The organism is Paenibacillus sp. JQZ6Y-1 (genome assembly GCF_040719145.1).
Taxonomy (GTDB): domain Bacteria; phylum Bacillota; class Bacilli; order Paenibacillales; family Paenibacillaceae; genus Saccharibacillus; species Saccharibacillus kandeliae.
In genome coordinates this window covers 1,954,943-1,972,893 of sequence record NZ_JBFDUZ010000001.1, presented here as the reverse complement: position 1 = coordinate 1,972,893, position 17,951 = coordinate 1,954,943, and the positions used below count along the sequence as shown (strand labels likewise).

Below are 17,951 nucleotides of genomic sequence, written 5' to 3'. Positions count from 1 at the left end.
TATATCGGGCTGTCCCTTTTTTTGTTTGTTTGAACTACCTGTATAAATGGTATAGGATGAAGGAATATCATCACGAACACGGCAAAGGAGATGAATGCGATGGGGCATATCATACAGCCGGATTGGGAACAGCTACGTCAGCAATTTTATATCGTGAATCAGCCTCAGCCAGATTCGATCTATCACATTCCATTTACGGAATTGGCGACTCCTGAGGGAATGAAGGCATTTCTGGAGGATTATGCACCACGACTGGGAGCGTCTGATCTTGCGCCAGCAGCTACCTTTTTCTGTTCATGGCTGACTGGGCTGCCACTAGCGATGCAGTATTACTTGTCCGTGCATCAAACGGGAATTCGCTTATCGCTGGAACAATTGACGCTCCATATGTACATGAGCGGAGCATATTGTCAGTTTGCCTTTGAGGTGGATACACTGTCGCTACAGTCATTGTCGGCAGAGCATGAAGTGACAGATGAGCTTGAAGTATCAAATGACCATGCAACGCGACATATTTTGTATGAGTCGTCATGGAATGGTGATCGGGAAACGTTCCGATATGAGGTTATGACAGCGATGTATACGGAAGTGTTGCGACCGCTGATGGAATGTATGGCAGAGGTGACGGGAGAACATGTACGTATGCTTTGGCGGCAATTGCCAGCACGATATTATTATTTTGTTGCATTATGGCAGCAGCAAGCAGAGGAACCAGTAAAAAGCCAATTAGAGCAGGATCTGCATTATGTACTGCATGAATTGCCTGCTGACGTATTTGCATTGAGTCGTAATCCACTTGCAGTACCACCGCGTTATACCGATAATCTGGAGCGCAATGGACAGGTGTTGATTCGCAGTGCTTGCTGTTTGTATCATCAGATGGATGATGGCGATTACTGCTTTAACTGTCCCAAACTTAGCAAGAATACCCGCGAGGAACGACGGCTCGCTCATTCATTGAAGGAGGGGTAACATGATTATTGGTGTTATTTCGGATACGCATTTGTTTCGCCATCGTCTGACCTTGCCGCAGCAGGTGTGGGATGGTCTGGCTGATGTAGAGTTAATTATTCATGCAGGTGATTTTTGCGACTGGGGCGTGTATGAGCTACTCGCAGAGGTGGCACCTGTCGAAGCGATTGCTGGAAATAATGATTCACAGAGTATCGTCGATAAGCTGGGACGCCGCAAAATTATCGAGGTCGCTGGTAAGAAAATCGGCATTGTACACGGAGACGGCGGATTCCGGGGATCGACGCAGGATCGAGCATTCCGTTCCTTTGAGCCGGGCGAAGTAGACGTTATTGTGTTCGGTCATTCGCATATTCCATTTGCGGAGGAGCGTGATGGCGTTCTGTTGTTCAATCCCGGCTCTCCAACTGACAAACGCATGCAGCCTCGGTATTCTTATGGGAAGCTTTTTATCCAAGATGACGATATTCGATATGAGCATTATTTCTTTGATAAGGATCAGAAACGTTAAGTAGGATTACTTTCTATGCCGTGCATCCTTGATGTGCGGCATGTTTGCGTACCTGACGAAACTGCCTCATCTCGTATCGTATGGTATGCAATATGTGGCATGTACGGTTAGCACCATTTGTATATCTAGGAGATATGAACAGAATGATACGTCAATGTTGTATAGGTTCATATGATGAAAAATACATAAAATTCTACAGCATTTCATGAAAAGGGTTCTTCATTTTCATATAGATAAGTAATCCAACGGATGATACTGTGGAAGAGTACCCATTTATTTACAATAAAATTCGGGTAACAACGTTATGATAAAGGAGAGATTGAGAATATGAAAAAATGGTTTGTTTCTTTGATGGCAGGCACTGTACTAGCTTCGGTTATTATGATAATTCCAGCACCTACAGCGACGGTATCAGCGGCAACGTCTGCCACACCGGGTGTACAGAACACGACGATTATTGTAAAAAGCGGTGAAGTATTCGATGGCAAAGGTCAACGGTATATCGCAGGCAGCGCATTGGGGGATGGAAGTCAAAAGGAAGGGCAAAAGCCTATTTTCCGTATTGAAAATGGTGGCGCTATCAAAAATGTAGTAATTGGCGCACCTGCAGCAGACGGCATACATACGTACGGCAATGCAACACTCCAAAATATTGTCTGGGAAGACATCGGTGAAGATGCCCTGACGATCAAGGAAAGCGGTAATGTCACCCTGGACGGCGGTTCCGCTACCAATGGCGATGATAAAATGTTCCAAATTAACGCTCCATCTACTTTTACGGTAAAAAACTTTAAAGGCTCCAACGCTGGTAAATTCATCCGTCAGGTGGGTGGCAGCACATTCAAAGTTAATGTGATTATTGATCGCTGTGACATCTCCAATATGAAAGAATCCATTTTCCGTACTGATAGCAGTATCTCTACCGTAAAGATGACAAATACACGTTACCATAATATCCCGACCAAATTCCGTGGTGTAAACACTGCTAACATTACAGAAAGTGGCAATGTACAATACTAAGCCTGCCTGTAAAGTATAGGGAGCGGAATTGATCTATGTTCCATGTCCATCATACTATGCGATACAATGATCATCGCCAAAGTATCGTATAGCCAGCAATTATCCTTTTCTACAGGCGCCAAGCGTCTGTGCTACATACCCCTTATATTGCATAACGCTTATATATATACTAAGAAATGACTGAAGTACCGCTATATTGGCGGTACTTTTTTATTTTTTATGTATTTTTAAGAATTCTATGAACTGATCTTAATGTTGTTCATACAAAATACATATACATCATATTTAATAGATGAGGAGGAATAAATAAGCCGTCATGACTGCTCGATCCCAATATCTGTCATCCTCATTCGGAGCGGAGCAAGACGAGCGATTGTAAAGGATGCGTCAGATCATCCAATCACCAATTCGGGAGGAAGTCCAATGGAACCAAGAACCACTACTGTATCTCGCTCAAGAATAGATATTCCCCTCATTCTCATCTTGATCTTATCCGCATTTCTGAATCTCTGGAATATTTGGGATAACGGAAATGCCAACTCGTACTATACAGCTGCTATTACAAGCATGCTGCAAAGCTTTCATAATTTTTTCTATGCTTCGTTTGATCCTGCGGGATTCGTAACGATTGATAAGCCGCCTGTAGCGTTCTGGATTCAGACGTTGTTTGCGGCGATATTTGGCGTGCACGGATGGAGTGTAACATTGCCAGCAGCACTTGCAGGCATAGGCTCGGTTGGACTCATCTATGCGATGGTTAAGCCAACCTTCGGTCTGACTGCCGCTCGTGTTGCTGCATTATTCATGGCGCTTACACCGGTGGCTGTAGCCGTGCAGCGCTCCAACAACGTGGACGGCATTCTGGTATTCACGCTGTTGCTGGCTTCATGGATGCTGCTCAAAGGCGTACGTCTGCAAAAGATCGGCTGGATCATCGGCGGATTCGCCATGATCGGCGTTGCCTTTAACGAGAAAATGCTGCAAGCCTACATGATTTTGCCTGCGCTGTATGTATTTTATCTGCTCGCTTACAAAGTGAATTGGAAAAAGAAGCTATCTGTGCTGATACTCGGTACGATTGCACTGGCAGGGGTATCGCTCTCTTGGCCAGTTATCGTCGATAGCGTGCCAGCAGATCAGCGTCCCTATATCGGCAGTAGCCAAACCAACTCTGTACTGGAGCTGGCATTTGGATATAACGGTGTTAGCCGTCTGACTGGTGAAACGCAAACCTTTGGCAATATGGGTGGTGGCGGTATGCCAGGAATGCCGGGCGCTACAAGCGAAAATGGTTCTACCACAACCGGTACAGAGGGCAGTGGAGCATCTGCAACTGGTGAAATGTCAACAGAGAACGGTGCAGCTGGCAATGCTATGGGCACTGGTATGCCGGGCGGCAATATGCAGCCTCCGGGTGGCGGTGACACGGGTCGCCGTACAGGCGGTATGTTCAATACCGGCGAAGTAGGGCCATTCCGTCTGTTCCAAAAAGAATTGTCGGGACAGTCAAGTCTGCTGCTGCCCTTCGCCATCATTTCCTTGATTGCTCTGTTTGCAGGTGTACGCAGAAAGAACTGGCGTCGTCTGGAATACACAGAAATCGTCTTCTGGCTCATGTGGTTGCTTCCGGTTGCTGGATTCTTCAGCATCGCGAACTTCTTCCACCAATATTATTTGATTATGCTGGCGCCTCCGGTTGCGGCAATTGCAGCGGCAGGCTTGGTCGCTCAGTGGCGCTTTTATCGTGAGGGCAAAGGCTGGTTATCGTGGTTGCTGCCGATCAGCGTGTTACTGACCGCAGCCTTCCAGCTATATGTTATTTATCCGTATCGCAATGAGATTGCTTCGATCTGGTTCTATCTGATTGCTGCATTGGGCATCCTTGCAACGGTAGCACTGATCGCGATTCCGCGTGTTAAGTCGCTACGCCGTACCAAAACGTATGTCGTTTCTGGTGCGATTGGTGCTTTGCTGCTGACACCAGTATACTGGTCTTCCTTCCCGCTGATGAATCCGTCTAGCAATATCGCTCTGCCTTATGGTGGTCCCGTAACGGAAATGGGCTTTGGCGGAGGCGGCAATCGTCCAGGTGGCGCTATGATGGGCGCGGGTCAGGGTCAGCCGGGTATGAATAATGGAGCAGGCACCACATCCGGTTCGGAAAACGGAATGGGTACGAATGGAACAGGTATGGGAGCTGGTACAAACGGAACAAGTACAACTGGCAACGGCGGTATGAATGGCGCTGGTATGAATACACCAACGCCGGGTACGCCTCCAAGTGGTACTGGAACAAGCACTTCCGGCAGAACGACCCGTACACGCGGCGGAATGGGCTTGGCGGATTCTGTGAATGAGAAGCTGCTGTCCTATGTGACGGAAAACAATACCGGCGAGAAATATCTGTTCGCGGTCAGCAATGCGAATTCCGCGTCCGCGTATATTATCAGAACAGGTAAGGCGGTTATGGCGATGGGTGGCTACAGTGGTAGCGATCCGATCCTAACGCTGGATAAACTAAAAGCGATGATCAAAGCTGGAGAGATCAAATACTTCCTGATTGGCGGTATGGGTCGTGGCGGTTCCAGTGAGATTACCGAATGGATTGAGCAAAATGGTACCGAAGTGCCATCCTCACAATGGGAAGAAACAACCGCATCTGTTGTGCAAAATGCGTTATCTGGTAACAAATCAACATCCGGCACATCAGGTACATCCAGCACGACCAGCAATGGTATGAGTCGTATCAATGATGTGATTAGCGGATTTGGTGGCTTCGGCATGATGAGTAACAAGCTGTATGAAATTACTCCTGAAGATGTAACCGACTAAAGGCTAACCAATCCATCATCTGTACGGTGAGTAGGAATGTCTATTCATTGAATCCATTCGCTATACAAGCACAGATTGTTGTATACGTACGGATGTTCTTACCGAATAGTACTTTATATCCCATCGTTTGCGATTGCATCGCGGCGATGGGATTTTTTATATCAATTTATGAAAAGGCATACAATAGATTGCCGATCGGCATATTAGGAAATGATCCTTTAATATATTAGGTATTACCGTTTCATATTACCTAGAAGGTTTACATATTAACGTATAAGCATCGTTATGAATATATACTCCATATCCAAACTCTAGGAGGTTCCCATATGATTGATAGTAATACAAGATATGATTGCATTATTGTAGGAGGAGGTATTGCCGGTTTGCAGGCAGCGATACAGCTGGGACGTTATTCGGCTCATCGCGTTCTGGTGATTGATGCAGGCAAAGGGCGCTCTACCTTTTGTCAGAATTACGGCAATATACTGGGATTTCCCAATGGAATCTCTGGCGATGAATTACGCAAACTTGGACGTAGTCAGGCGGAGCCGCTTGGCGTTGAGTTCCATGCCGACCGTATAATCGAGGCGAAGAAGGAAGAGGATCACTTTCTACTCAAAGGCGCAGAAGGAGAAAGCTACCGTGCACGCACACTATTGCTAGCAACGGGATTGATTGATCGTTTTCCACGTCTGCCGGGTTTGATGCAAACGTTAGGTCATAGTGTGTATGTATGCCCCGATTGCGATGGTTATGAGATTGAAGGGCGGCGTACCTTGGTACTGGGGGCAGGCGAGGCAGGTGCGCAGATGGCATTGATCTTATCTGCTCGTACGGATCAACTGGTCTATGTCAATCATGAGAGTAAGCCATTCAAGCCAGAAACGATGGAGCGTCTGCGTGAATTGGGAATCGAATATATCGAATCGGCTATTCAACAGGTGCATCATGGAGAAGGCGGAATATTGGAAAGTGTAGAATTGGAGGATGGCAAGCTGCTGGAAGCAGAGCGCGGGTTTATCGCTTTTGGTGGCAATCATGTCAATTCAGAGCTGGCGGAGCAGCTGGGAGTCGAGACGCTGCACAATCACCATATTGAGCCACATCCACGCTCCAAAATGACCAATATCGACAATGTATGGGTGGCTGGTGACTTGGCGGCGCATTCCGAACAAGCGAATATCGCTATGGGCGAAGGCGCGCAGGCAGCAATTTGGATCAATAAAACCTTGCATAAAATGAATCAAGAGCATCCTCAACAAGCGAATCGACAGCAGCATACGATTCACTCTTAACTAGATACCCCGTATATGGGCAAACATGCCTTCTGCAGATACGTATGCACGTATACGCAGAAGGTTTTTTGCTGAATGATGGCGAATTCATTAAAGAGGGGATACTGTTCTTTTGCGTTCCCTTCTTTTCAGCAGTGTGTTATGATGAAGCTGATATACTATTTTATTGCCAGGTGGGATGGAACATTGAGTTTATATCCTAAAAAGGGGTTTAAGCTTGTTACTATCGTCAGTTTTATTATTGTCGTATCCATTGTACTCACAATGATCATTTCCATTCATTCCGCTTACAATGTTAGTAAACAATCCCTGGTCAATAATTATTTGAGCGGCAATTATGATCGTGCTATGGATCTGTCCGCTACAACCGGCGATTTGCTGGAACGCATTCAGAAAAGTATTAGTTCCATGGCGGATATGTGGAAGCGTGACGGTCGTATCGATCAGGCGCGGCTGGATGATTTGTATATGACCAACAGTGAATACTTCAATTCCTTGACCGTGGTACGCAATGACTTTACCTTAACGGGGGTTGCACCAACCAATCTCAATTTGAAAATTGGACAAAAGCTGGACAGCGATGCAAGTCGTGCCATTGTGAAAGCACGCGAAAATATGGTTACCGATCCCTTTGTCGGACAGACGGGTAATTTGCTTGTGCTAGTGACCAGTCCATTATTTGATAAAAACAACAACTATTATGGATATATTGCCGGAACGATCTATTTGCACCAGTCGAATATGATGCAGCTCATACTGCAGCAGGATTATGACAGTGACGGCTCTTATGTATTTGCAGTCGATTCCAAAGGGAATGTTATTTTTCATCCAGATTCTGCGATGATTGGCAAAAATGTCGCTTCTAATGAAGCGGTTTGGAAGGTCATTGCTGGTCTCAACGGTTCCGTAACGTATACGGATATGAACGGGGCAGAGTATTATGCCGGTTATGCGTACAATATGAAGTCTGGCTGGGGCATTGTATCGCAGACACCGGCGAACGTGATCCAAGATCCGCTGAATAATCTATTGCAGAGCAGTACGCTACAATCGTTACCGCTACTGCTGATCACGTTGGCGGCTGGCTGGGTGCTGACTTATTTGGTGGTTCGTCCACTGAACAGGTTGGCGGATTATTCTGACAAGATGCTCTCCGAATGGAACTCTGGTGAGCTGCCACCGGTTCGTTCAGCTACGTATGAGATCAAGTTGCTGTATAATAGTCTGCGTTTAACGACTCGGCAGCTGCAAAAGTACATCAACAAGCTACGGAATGAAACGGCACTAGATGGCTTAACAGGGCTTGCGAATCGGCGTAACTTTGATGCAACGCTAGAAGCATGGTGTCTGGATACAGAGCCGTTTGCATTGATTATGGTTGATATTGATCATTTCAAACAGGTGAATGATACGTACGGGCATCTGGTCGGTGACCGCGTGATTCAATTTTTAGCGTCAACGATGCGGAATGTATCGCGTGAGGGTGATCTCTGCTTCCGATATGGTGGTGAGGAGCTTGGCATTCTGCTGCGTGGCTGTAACATAACGCGTGCTTATATTGTGGCAGAGCGTTTGCGTCAGCTGGTTAGCAGTACGCCGGGACCTTCGGGACAATTGATTACCGTCTCGCTCGGTATTGTGGTATTTCCAGAACAGGGCGACTCTCCGACAGATCTCATTGCCAAAGCAGATGAGTCGTTATACACATCCAAACGCGAGGGTAGAAACCGGACAACCGTCTTTTCCAAAGAGATGATGTTGGACCCTCATCCTTCACACAACAAGCATTAAATAGAATGAGCAGATGAATGTGTCATTCAGCAAATGAATAGACATATTCTGTACAAAAGGCTGCGATTCTTCATGCACAAGCATGATGAATCGCAGCCTTTTTGATGTAGTGGATAGATGGAGAGATGGATATTCTGATTGTGAGGCATAGTATTAACATGTCAATCTATTGGTAGCAGGCAGAATATGCTGCTTCTATACGTTAGGATGATGCGACAGGCAATGCAATGTCAAAGTAGGTTTCAGCAGCATGGCTTTGTACAGACACGCTACCATGATGACGCTCGACAATACTTTTCACAATGGCAAGACCAAGACCGCTTCCGTTGCTATAACCGGAACGTGCAGCATCTGCGCGATAGAAGCGATCAAATAGATAGGGCAGTGCCTCTGGCGGAATCGGCTGACCGTAATTGGTGAATCGAATCATAATTTGCCCTTGTCGCTGTTCTAGCTGAATATCAAGCCAATGTCCAGAGCTGCCATAACGCACCGCATTGGAGATCACATTTTCAAATAAGCGTACTAGCTCCTCACCGTTACCCGATACCATGAGTACGGGGGATGAGGATGTAAGATGATATTCCATCCCCGCTTCTTCCAGCATAGGCACGCACTCCTCAGTCAATTGTTCCAATAGCTGTACCACATTCAGGTTTGTGCATTGCAGAGGTTGGGCATGATAGGTGATGCGTGTATAGTCTAGTAGATCCTCAAGCAGCTTTTGCATCGTTCGTGATTTCTCGTAGGCGATATGCACATAATGGCGCAGCTCAATCTCGTCGCGATACCGGTCGCTTTCTACATAACCAAGAAAGCCAATAATTGAAGTGAGTGGTGTACGTAGATCATGGGAAACGCTAGTAATTAGATGATTTTGCGATTGTAGCGCGGTGCGTTCCTCATTCATTGCATGCTGAAGTTGATCCAGCATATGATTCAACTGGGATGACAATCTGCCCAGTTCATCGTTAGACGATACGGGTAGTCGATGTGCGGTATTACCATCTGCGACCATACTCATACCGTTACTGAGCTGACGCATTTGCTGTAGCAGTGGGCGCGAGAAGCGATGCAGGAACAGCATATAGAACGGGATAAAACAAAGGATCATTACTGGTCCAAAGCCGATATTATTGACACACCAGCGAATCACATTAATATACAGTGCAGGCTCGGGCAGCGGCGGATGAAACCAAAGCAGCATACGCGCGCCTACATATCCGGCGAATACGATAGCGGCTGCACAGCCGATGGCAACGAGACTATAGAACGTCATGCGCCAGCCTAGTGTATCGAGACGTCGAGGAATCATATCTAGTCACTCTTTTCCTAAGTCCATGATGGTTTTGTAATAGGTGTTGCAAGGGATGGAGAATCGGTTGAACAATAGATGGTATTCAATTGTTACGATCATTTACAGATGTTCAATCTTATAGCCGATGCCCCAGACCGTTTTGAGGTAATGGGGCTGGCGCGGGTTAGACTCAATTTTTTCGCGTATTTTACGGATATGCACCATTACAGTATTGGGTGAATCCATATAGTCTTCTTTCCATACCTTCTGGTATATATGCTCGGTACTGAACACCTGCCCCGGATGGCGAACAAGCAGCAGCAAAATGGCAAACTCGCGCGGAGTTAGACGTACTGGCTCGCCATGTACAAAGACCTCATGATTGGTCACATCGATATGAAGTGGACCTAGCTCAATCTGTTCGCTTGATGTGCTGATCTGTGGCGTATAGCTTTGCGCGCGACGTAGCTGAGACTTAATGCGTGCAACCAGTTCGAGCGGATTGAACGGCTTGGTAACATAATCATCTGCTCCTACACTAAGCCCAGTGATTTTATCCATATCCTGCCCTTTGGCGGACAGCATAATAATGGGAAAATGTTCTTTTTCGCGAATCTGCATACAGGTCTGAATGCCATCTAGCCTTGGCATCATCACATCCAGCACCATCAGATCAATCTGCTCGGCGGCAACCACATCTAGCGCCTGCTGTCCATCCGTCGCAGTTAACAGATCGTACCCTTCATATTGCAAATAAATCTGCATCAGCTTGACGATATCTGGCTCATCATCGACAAGCAATATTTTACCTTGTGTCATCATTCGTATCCTCCCGCACTGCTAATAGTGGAATCCAGCAGCATCTCATATGAGATGATCATACAATGGGTGTATGAACATGGCATGAACGGGATAGGGATGCTGGGAATATAACGACCAATGTATACAGATTCATTCGCTAGTAGGCAGAAGTTCTACAGATGATTTGCTTACGATTCATATAGTGAGAAGATCAACGATATGTCGTATCGGTTGTAGGTGTGTGATTCTTTGTCATCGTTTGGATCGCTGGCGATGAAATAGATGCAGTCGTTGTCGTTGACGACGAGGATGTATGCGATTCAGATGACATGGTGGATCGGCTGGTTGCTGATGTAGACGATGCGCCTATCTTCGGCAGACTACCAAATGCCAGCCAAGCCAGCGGAATATAGCGGGCGGCGAGATAAACGACTAACCACGAGCATAGCAGTGCAGTAAGGAATCCGCCAGCATACCACGCATGCTCCAGTAACGAATACCCCGATTCCGGTATCAATCTGCGGTACAGAAGCAGGAAGAATGGATGAATCAGATATATTCCGAACGACAATGAACCAAGTCGTGCCAATACACGCCCCGTCAATGAGCGTCCGCCACGATATAACAGAAAGGACAATTGCAGCAGTACTAGCACACTTGTAAAAGCATACAGACTATAAAACAGATCAAATAAAGTAGAATGATACGATATGTCGTACAAGCGATTCTCATACCACATATACACATGCGTTAGACCGCTTCCTAGCCATATCATCCATAGCAGTAACCATACTCCGATTCGAGCAGCAGATATATGGTTACGACAAATGATCAGCCATATTTTTAACTGGTTGTAATAGATACCAAGCGTTGCACCCAGCATATAATAGGAGAAATATGACAGCGACCAGCTACCTCGATTATCCACCTGAAAATAATACTTGTTCCCTAGCACGAATGCCCATTGCAGCAGCAATCCGAGCGGTATCGCCCAGCGAGCAACACGTGGTGAGGACTTGAACAGCCACAGAAATAGTGGAAACAAAATGTAAAACTGCATATTGATAAACACAAAATACAGATGGGTATACGCCTTACCCGTTAGCAGCTTATGGATAAAGCTCGTTGTCATCTCATGCAGAGAGGATGGGCTACTACTAAGATACTGGCTAAAACCAAAGTAAAACAGTGAAAATACTACATACGGAATAACGATATATAGCAGTCTGCGCTTATAAAAGCTAGTGACTAATGTACGATCCAACGGACGATCAATATAGTTATAAAACAGAACAAAGCTGCTGAGCGCGATAAAGGTAGGGGTTCCGAATTTCATGAAAATATTCAGAAAATTGTACAGCCAGTAGTGTGTTGATGCCAGCATATTCAGGGTGGCATATGAGGTCGAATGCACAGTAATCACGCCCATAATCGCGATGGCTCGCACGACCTGAAGCTGAGGGAGTCTTTCTTTTTTGCTGGATACAGTAGTTGAAGTTGTCATGCCGACGTTCCTTTCCAAACTAAAATTGCTGGCGTATATTCCACGTCAGCGTGTTTCACTGTATCTATTACAACGTGTAATTCTTAATGCTTTTGCGCCAATATTCACAAGAATGTTTTAAAACATTCTTAACAGATGCTAAGAACTTGTATTGATATATTCTATAAGCGGATTGATCTTATCTATTAGCAGATACATTGACGCTGACGAAGATAAGGCATACATTTAATGTCATAATTCATATTTATTCGATAGGAATTAAATGAATAAGCAAATGAGGAGAGGAGGAACGAGATGCTGGATCATATATCCTCGTCGGCAGGGCTAATATATGACACGTTGGAAAGTGATCTGTCACGTATTCGCCGCCATTTGCATCGTTATCCAGAATTGCTGTTTGAGGTGGATGAGACGATGAAGCTTATCGCTGGTCTGCTTCGCAAATGGGATATAGAGCTGCATGAGCAGGTGGGACATCATTTTCATAAAGGCGTAATCGGTATTCTGCGCGGGGCAGAGCCGGGACCCGTAATTCTACTACGCGCGGATGTGGACGCATTACCGGTTACTGAGCAGAATACAACGTCATACGCATCGGTACACGAAGGAGTGATGCATGCTTGTGGACATGATGCGCATACAGCGATGCTACTCGGTGCAGCGCGAGTCTTATCGGCAGAACGAGAACAGCTGCATGGCACGATTGTATTTGCTTTTCAACCGGCAGAGGAGGGAGCACTTCCGTCCCCACTGGATGGACGCTTGATCAGCGGTGGGCGCGATCTGATCGAGGACGGTATTTTGGAGAAAGTGGATCAGGTATTTGCGCTTCATGTTTGGCCACAGCTAGAAACAGGGCAGGTTGGCATTCATCCGGGTACGGCAATGGCGGCATCTAGTCATTTTACAATCACCTTCAGCGGTACGCCGGGACATCACAGTACACCGCATCTCGCTTCGGACAGTATTATCATGGCGGCACGCTTTATCAATGACATCAAGCTGTTTATGGCGACAATGATTGATCCGTTAGAATCGGCGGTGTTATCGTTCGGTACATTGCACGCCGGTACAGTCAAAAATGCAATTGCTGGCAAAAGTGAATTGACAGGCACATTTCGTACCTTTGATTCGCAGACGGTAGAGCGCATTACGTCAGCGATTGCAGAGTATGCCCAGCAGATTGCGGCGCAGCAGGGCGGAACCGCTGAAGTGGTACAGCGAACAGGTACGGTGCTACGCAATGATCCTAATGTCGTACGGCAGGTGGAATTGGCAGCGAAGGATGTATTTGGAGCAGACGGCGTGCAGCTGCTAGAGCAGCCTGTGCTAGCGGGTGAAGATTTTGCCTTGTACACAGAGCAGCGACCGGGTGCATTTGCCTTTATTGGCTGTCGAGCACCGGATCAGCAAGAAGCGTATCCGCTGCATCATCCACGTTTTGATATTGATGAACATGTATTGCTGCTAGGTGCGCGACTACATGTACAGTTTGCTAAACATGCGTTATCTTCCATTTCCTATACACGAGAGGATGTATAAATATGAGTCATTCTATCAATGATCCGCAATCCAATTCATATCAAGCTTCGACTACCCATCAGCAACCTGCTGTCTCAGCGGCTAATCACGTTAATGCTCGTGGCAAGCAGCTACATCTGGGTGCCATCATTCAGGGAGTAGGCGGCAATATGTCGGCTTGGCGGCATCCTGAGGCTACAGTGGATGCAAGTATCAACTTTGACTACTATCGTCAACAAGCGCAGAAGGCGGAGCAGGGCAAATTCGACTTCCTATTTATCGCGGACGGCTTGTATATCAATGAAAAGTCGATTCCGCACTTCCTGAATCGCTTTGAGCCGATTACCCTGTTGTCGGCACTTGCTTCGGTTACTTCACGTATTGGTCTGGTTGGTACACTATCCACATCGTACAGCGAACCGTTTACCGTCTCACGTCAGTTCGCCAGTCTGGATCATATTAGCGGCGGGCGTGGTGGCTGGAATGTGGTTACATCGCCGCTGGAAGGCTCGGCACGTAACTTTAGCCGTGATGAGCATCCCAGTCATCCAGAACGATACCGGATTGCACAGGAATATTTGCAGGTGACTAAGGGGCTATGGGATTCGTGGGAAGAGGACGCATTTGTCCGTAACAAGGAAACCGGTGAGTTTTTCGATCCGAACAAGCTGCATACACTGAATCATCAAGGGGAGCATTTCTCCGTACAGGGACCACTCAATATTGGTCGCTCGCCGCAGGGGCAACCGGTTATTTTTCAGGCAGGTTCATCGGAGGATGGTAAGAATTTGGCGGCGAGTCAGGCAGATGCTGTATTTACGCGTCATGACAGTCTAGAAAAGACAGTGGATTTTTACAATGATCTAAAGGGTCGATTGCCACAGTATGGACGCACCTCTGATGATCTGCTGATTCTGCCGGGTATCAGTGTCATTATCGGGGAAACGGACGAAGAAGCAGAGCGCAAGTACTGGCAGGTTGCCCAGCTGGTCACTATCGACAATGCGATTGCTTATCTGGGACGTTATTTTGAGCATCATGACTTTGGTCAATATCCGCTAGACGAGCCATTCCCCGAGCTGGGCGATCTTGGTGATAATAGCTTCCGTAGTACAACGGATAGCATAAAGCGCAATGCGAAGGAAAAAGGTCTGACGCTGCGCGAAGTGGCGCTACAGGCGGCAACGCCACGACCGACCTTTATCGGAACGGCGCAGCATATTGCCGATCAGCTAGAGGAATGGTTCCTCGCTGGCGCAGCGGATGGCTTTATCGTTGGCGGTGGTACACCGAACGGGTTGAGTGAATTTATTGATCAAGTCGTTCCGTTGTTGCAGGAGAAGGGCTTGTATCGCACCGATTATGAGCATGCCACACTGCGCGGGAATCTCGGTCTGCCTGCACCAGAGAATCGGTATACCGCAGAGCGTCAGGCTGCAAAGATCCATTCCTAAAAGAGTCTACAAGATGAACATTTGCGGATATGTATTTGATCTTTCGCTGACGAACACACGTCATTGTGTAGCGTAGCCACGCATCATTATCTAGCGCAAACACGCATCGCGATTGATGGCTGTCTATCGGAAATAGACTAGAAATCACACATCGGCATACCGACGTTTTGCAAGAAACGTATCTGTATGCCGATGTACATACCTTTGCATATCGAACGGGGAGAAGGGGAGATGAACATGACCATGATGACAGATAGAGAGAATATATCCAGTTCACAGGAACAGCACCAACCACCACATGCTTCGTCGTCAAGACATATGGCTAAGCGTGCCAGCGGCGAACGTCGCAAAAAGTGGTCACCTCGTATGGCATGGAGCAGCACACTGATCAGTCTTATGGCAGTGGTGTTGATCCTTTCCGGCTGCGGCACAAGTGCTGGAACAAGCAATGATGCGGCGCAGGCTGCTAATGGTGGAACTGGCGGCACGTTGACATATGCGCTGGCAACAACACCGGATACGCTTGATCCGCATCGCAGCGGCTGGGCGGTGTCGGTGCGCGTCTTCCATAACATTTATGACAATCTGGTTGTACAGGACAAGGATGGCAAGATCAAGCCGTGGCTGGCAGAGAGCTGGACCGAATCCAAGGATGCCAAAAGCTACACATTCAAGCTGCGCAAGAATGTTACATTTCAAGATGGGACTCCGTTCAATGCCGAAGCTGTTAAGTTTAATCTGGATCGTGTGATCGATCCTGCGACCAAAGCAGCCAATGCGCTTGCGCTGATACAGCCATATGAGTCGTCGGAAGTGATCGACGATTACACAGTTAAAGTGAATCTGTCTCGTCCATCGCAGGCATTTCTGGTCAATCTGAGCCAATCGATGCTTGGTATCGTATCCCCCACCGCCGCCAAAAAATACGGCGATCAATTCGGTCAGCATCCGGTCGGTACCGGACCGTTTGAATTTGTTAGCTGGGAGGATAATGCCAGCATCAAGCTGAAGCGCAATGACAAGTATGCGTGGGGACCAGAGACGGTCAGCAATACGAAGGCGCCGTATCTCGATGGTATTACGTTCTCCATTATTCCAGAGGAAGCGACGCGAATCGGCAGTGTACAGAGCAATCAAGTACTGGCTGCCGAAACGGTACCACCACAAAACGTACTGGCATTGCAAAATAGCCCGAATCAACAGTTACTGCAAGCCGATACACCGGGCTTACCATACACGCTGTTCATCAATCAACGTAATGCACCGTGGAATGATCTGAAGGCGCGTCAAGCACTACAATCTGCCATCGATGTAGGTGCTATCGTCAAAACATTGTACTTAGGCACCTACAAACAGGCATGGTCTTCACTCACACCGGGCATTCTCGGCTACGATTCATCGCTCGAACACAACATTCAGCCGAATGTAGAACGCGCCAATCAATTGCTGGATGAGCTAGGCTGGACAAAGGGTGCGGACGGCATTCGTGTGAAAGATGGCAAACGATTGGTTCTGCGGTATGTGGACGGTTCGCCCAACCGAGAGAAGCGCAATGATATTGCCACCATGGTGCAGCAGCAATTGAAAGCCGTCGGTATCGAGGTTCAGGTGAATATCACAAAAGATGTTGCCACCACCATTTACCAAAATCAGGCGTATGATCTGTATGGCAATAGCCAAGTCAATGCTGATCCGAATGCGTTGTATTCCTTTTATCACACACCGGCAAAAGGAGCGCGTGAGACGCTGTCCGGTCTGTCCAATCCGCAGCTAGACAAGTGGCTGGATGAAGGCGCAGTGGAGCAGGATATAGCTAAACGCGAAGAGATCTATCGCAATATTCAGCAGTGGATTAGCGATCAGGCGATCATTATTCCGATCTACATTTTCCCGTATACCGTAGCTGCCTCCAAAAGTGTACAAGGTCTAAGCTTTAATCATCTTGGTTATCCCGACTTTAACGATGTGAAATTAACAGGAACAGGAGGGTGACGATGCTCCGTCTGGCAGGAATACGTATTGTCTCTTCATTGCTCGTTGTGCTGGGATCGCTGGTGCTGGTATTTGCTATCTTTTATTTACTGCCCGGCGATCCGGTATTGTCGATGATTGATCCGTCATATGCCACGGCGGAAATGGTACAAAATCTGCGCGTACAGCTAGGACTGGATCAGCCATTTTATATTCAGTTCTGGAATTATCTGAGTGGTATTCTACGCGGCGACTTCGGCGTATCCATGCTCAATTCTGAGCCAGTACTGCCGAAGATTATCGCCCATTTTCCAGCGACATTGATGTTGACACTCACCAGTACACTGATCGCTGCGGTAATCGGGATTACACTTGGCGTACTATCGGCTGTGCATCGGAATGGTTGGATTGATATGATTGCCCGAATCATTGGACTATTCGGCATCTCGATGCCAACGTTCTGGTCAGGCATTCTGCTAATTCTGATCTTCTCCATTCAGCTGGGCTGGTTTCCAGCAATGGGCTCAGATAGCTGGCAGACGCTTGTACTACCTTCGGTTGCACTCGGTATCGTCGGCGCGGGTTTTATTATCCGTATGGTACGCAGCAGTATGCTGGAGGTGATCCATGAACCGTTTATCACCACGCTACGAGCTAAGGGAATCGGCGAAAGGGTGATTATGTACCATCATGCGCTGCGCAATGCACTCATTCCGGTTGTAACCATTGTCGGTATGCAGCTGGGTGAGACGCTGGCAGGTACGGTGGTGATCGAGACGGTATTTTCGAGACAAGGAATTGGTCGTATATTAGCGGATGCCATTATGGGTCGAGATATACCAGTGGTGCAGGGTGTCATCTTTTTCACGGCAATTGTGTATGTAGTGATCAATCTGATTGTCGATCTATCCTATGCTTATATCGACCCCCGTATTCGTCGCTCCACTTGAACCGGATTGCGTATCCAAGCAGATTGTTTAGC

Annotated in this window: 13 protein-coding genes; 10 read left to right on the top strand and 3 right to left on the bottom strand. The window is 47.2% G+C overall.

What is annotated here, in order from left to right; all coding sequences use genetic code 11:
- The first annotated feature begins 99 nt into the window (after positions 1-99).
- From ABXR35_RS08500 to ABXR35_RS08475, 6 genes are all read left to right on the top strand, one after another.
- Positions 100-972: a (2Fe-2S)-binding protein gene (locus ABXR35_RS08500; RefSeq protein ID WP_367058162.1), complete on the top strand. Its 873-nt coding sequence runs from the start codon at positions 100-102 to the stop codon at positions 970-972.
- A 1-nt stretch (position 973) separates the two neighbouring features.
- A complete protein-coding gene (locus ABXR35_RS08495) occupies positions 974-1,483 on the top strand; it encodes a metallophosphoesterase family protein (protein WP_367058160.1) in 510 nt (169 codons plus the stop codon).
- Between the two features lie 381 nt (positions 1,484-1,864).
- Positions 1,865-2,503 carry a pectate lyase gene (locus ABXR35_RS08490; protein WP_436669353.1) on the top strand — a complete coding sequence of 213 codons (639 nt, stop codon included), beginning with the start codon at positions 1,865-1,867 and terminating at the stop codon, positions 2,501-2,503.
- Between the two features lie 423 nt (positions 2,504-2,926).
- Positions 2,927-5,335 carry a glycosyltransferase family 39 protein gene (locus tag ABXR35_RS08485; RefSeq protein WP_367058155.1) on the top strand — a complete coding sequence of 803 codons (2,409 nt, stop codon included), beginning with the start codon at positions 2,927-2,929 and terminating at the stop codon, positions 5,333-5,335.
- 326 nt (positions 5,336-5,661) lie between these two features.
- Positions 5,662-6,630, top strand: a complete 969-nt coding sequence (locus tag ABXR35_RS08480) for an NAD(P)/FAD-dependent oxidoreductase (RefSeq protein ID WP_367058152.1) — start codon at positions 5,662-5,664, stop codon at positions 6,628-6,630.
- 186 nt (positions 6,631-6,816) lie between these two features.
- Positions 6,817-8,421, top strand: a complete 1,605-nt coding sequence (locus tag ABXR35_RS08475; RefSeq protein ID WP_367058150.1) for a sensor domain-containing diguanylate cyclase — start codon at positions 6,817-6,819, stop codon at positions 8,419-8,421.
- A gap of 202 nt (positions 8,422-8,623) precedes the next feature.
- Here the strand turns inward: ABXR35_RS08475 and ABXR35_RS08470 are convergent, their stop codons facing one another.
- The 3 genes from ABXR35_RS08470 to ABXR35_RS08460 all read right to left on the bottom strand — a co-directional run bounded on the left by ABXR35_RS08470 (position 8,624) and on the right by ABXR35_RS08460 (position 12,023).
- The gene (locus ABXR35_RS08470) at positions 8,624-9,736 is read right to left on the bottom strand and encodes a HAMP domain-containing sensor histidine kinase (RefSeq protein WP_367058147.1); all 1,113 of its coding nucleotides are present in this window, start codon (positions 9,734-9,736) and stop codon (positions 8,624-8,626) included.
- Positions 9,737-9,838: 102 nt separating this feature from the next.
- Positions 9,839-10,537, bottom strand: a complete 699-nt coding sequence (locus tag ABXR35_RS08465) for a response regulator transcription factor (protein WP_367061290.1) — start codon at positions 10,535-10,537, stop codon at positions 9,839-9,841.
- Positions 10,538-10,730: 193 nt separating this feature from the next.
- Positions 10,731-12,023, bottom strand: coding sequence for an acyltransferase (locus tag ABXR35_RS08460; RefSeq protein WP_367058144.1), 1,293 nt, complete (start codon positions 12,021-12,023; stop codon positions 10,731-10,733).
- Positions 12,024-12,317: 294 nt separating this feature from the next.
- On the opposite strand from ABXR35_RS08460, the gene ABXR35_RS08455 reads away from it, so the two are divergent.
- The 4 genes from ABXR35_RS08455 to ABXR35_RS08440 all read left to right on the top strand — a co-directional run bounded on the left by ABXR35_RS08455 (position 12,318) and on the right by ABXR35_RS08440 (position 17,919).
- Positions 12,318-13,565 (top strand): M20 metallopeptidase family protein, encoded by a 1,248-nt coding sequence (locus tag ABXR35_RS08455; RefSeq protein WP_367058141.1) that lies wholly within the window; start codon positions 12,318-12,320, stop codon positions 13,563-13,565.
- Positions 13,566-13,567: 2 nt separating this feature from the next.
- Positions 13,568-14,998 (top strand): LLM class flavin-dependent oxidoreductase, encoded by a 1,431-nt coding sequence (locus ABXR35_RS08450; RefSeq protein ID WP_367058139.1) that lies wholly within the window; start codon positions 13,568-13,570, stop codon positions 14,996-14,998.
- Positions 14,999-15,364: 366 nt separating this feature from the next.
- A complete protein-coding gene (locus ABXR35_RS08445; RefSeq protein ID WP_436669352.1) occupies positions 15,365-16,990 on the top strand; it encodes an ABC transporter substrate-binding protein in 1,626 nt (541 codons plus the stop codon).
- 2 nt (positions 16,991-16,992) lie between these two features.
- Entirely contained in the window at positions 16,993-17,919 is a 927-nt protein-coding gene (locus ABXR35_RS08440; RefSeq protein WP_367058136.1) for an ABC transporter permease, read from the top strand.
- The last annotated feature ends 32 nt before the right edge of the window (positions 17,920-17,951 follow it).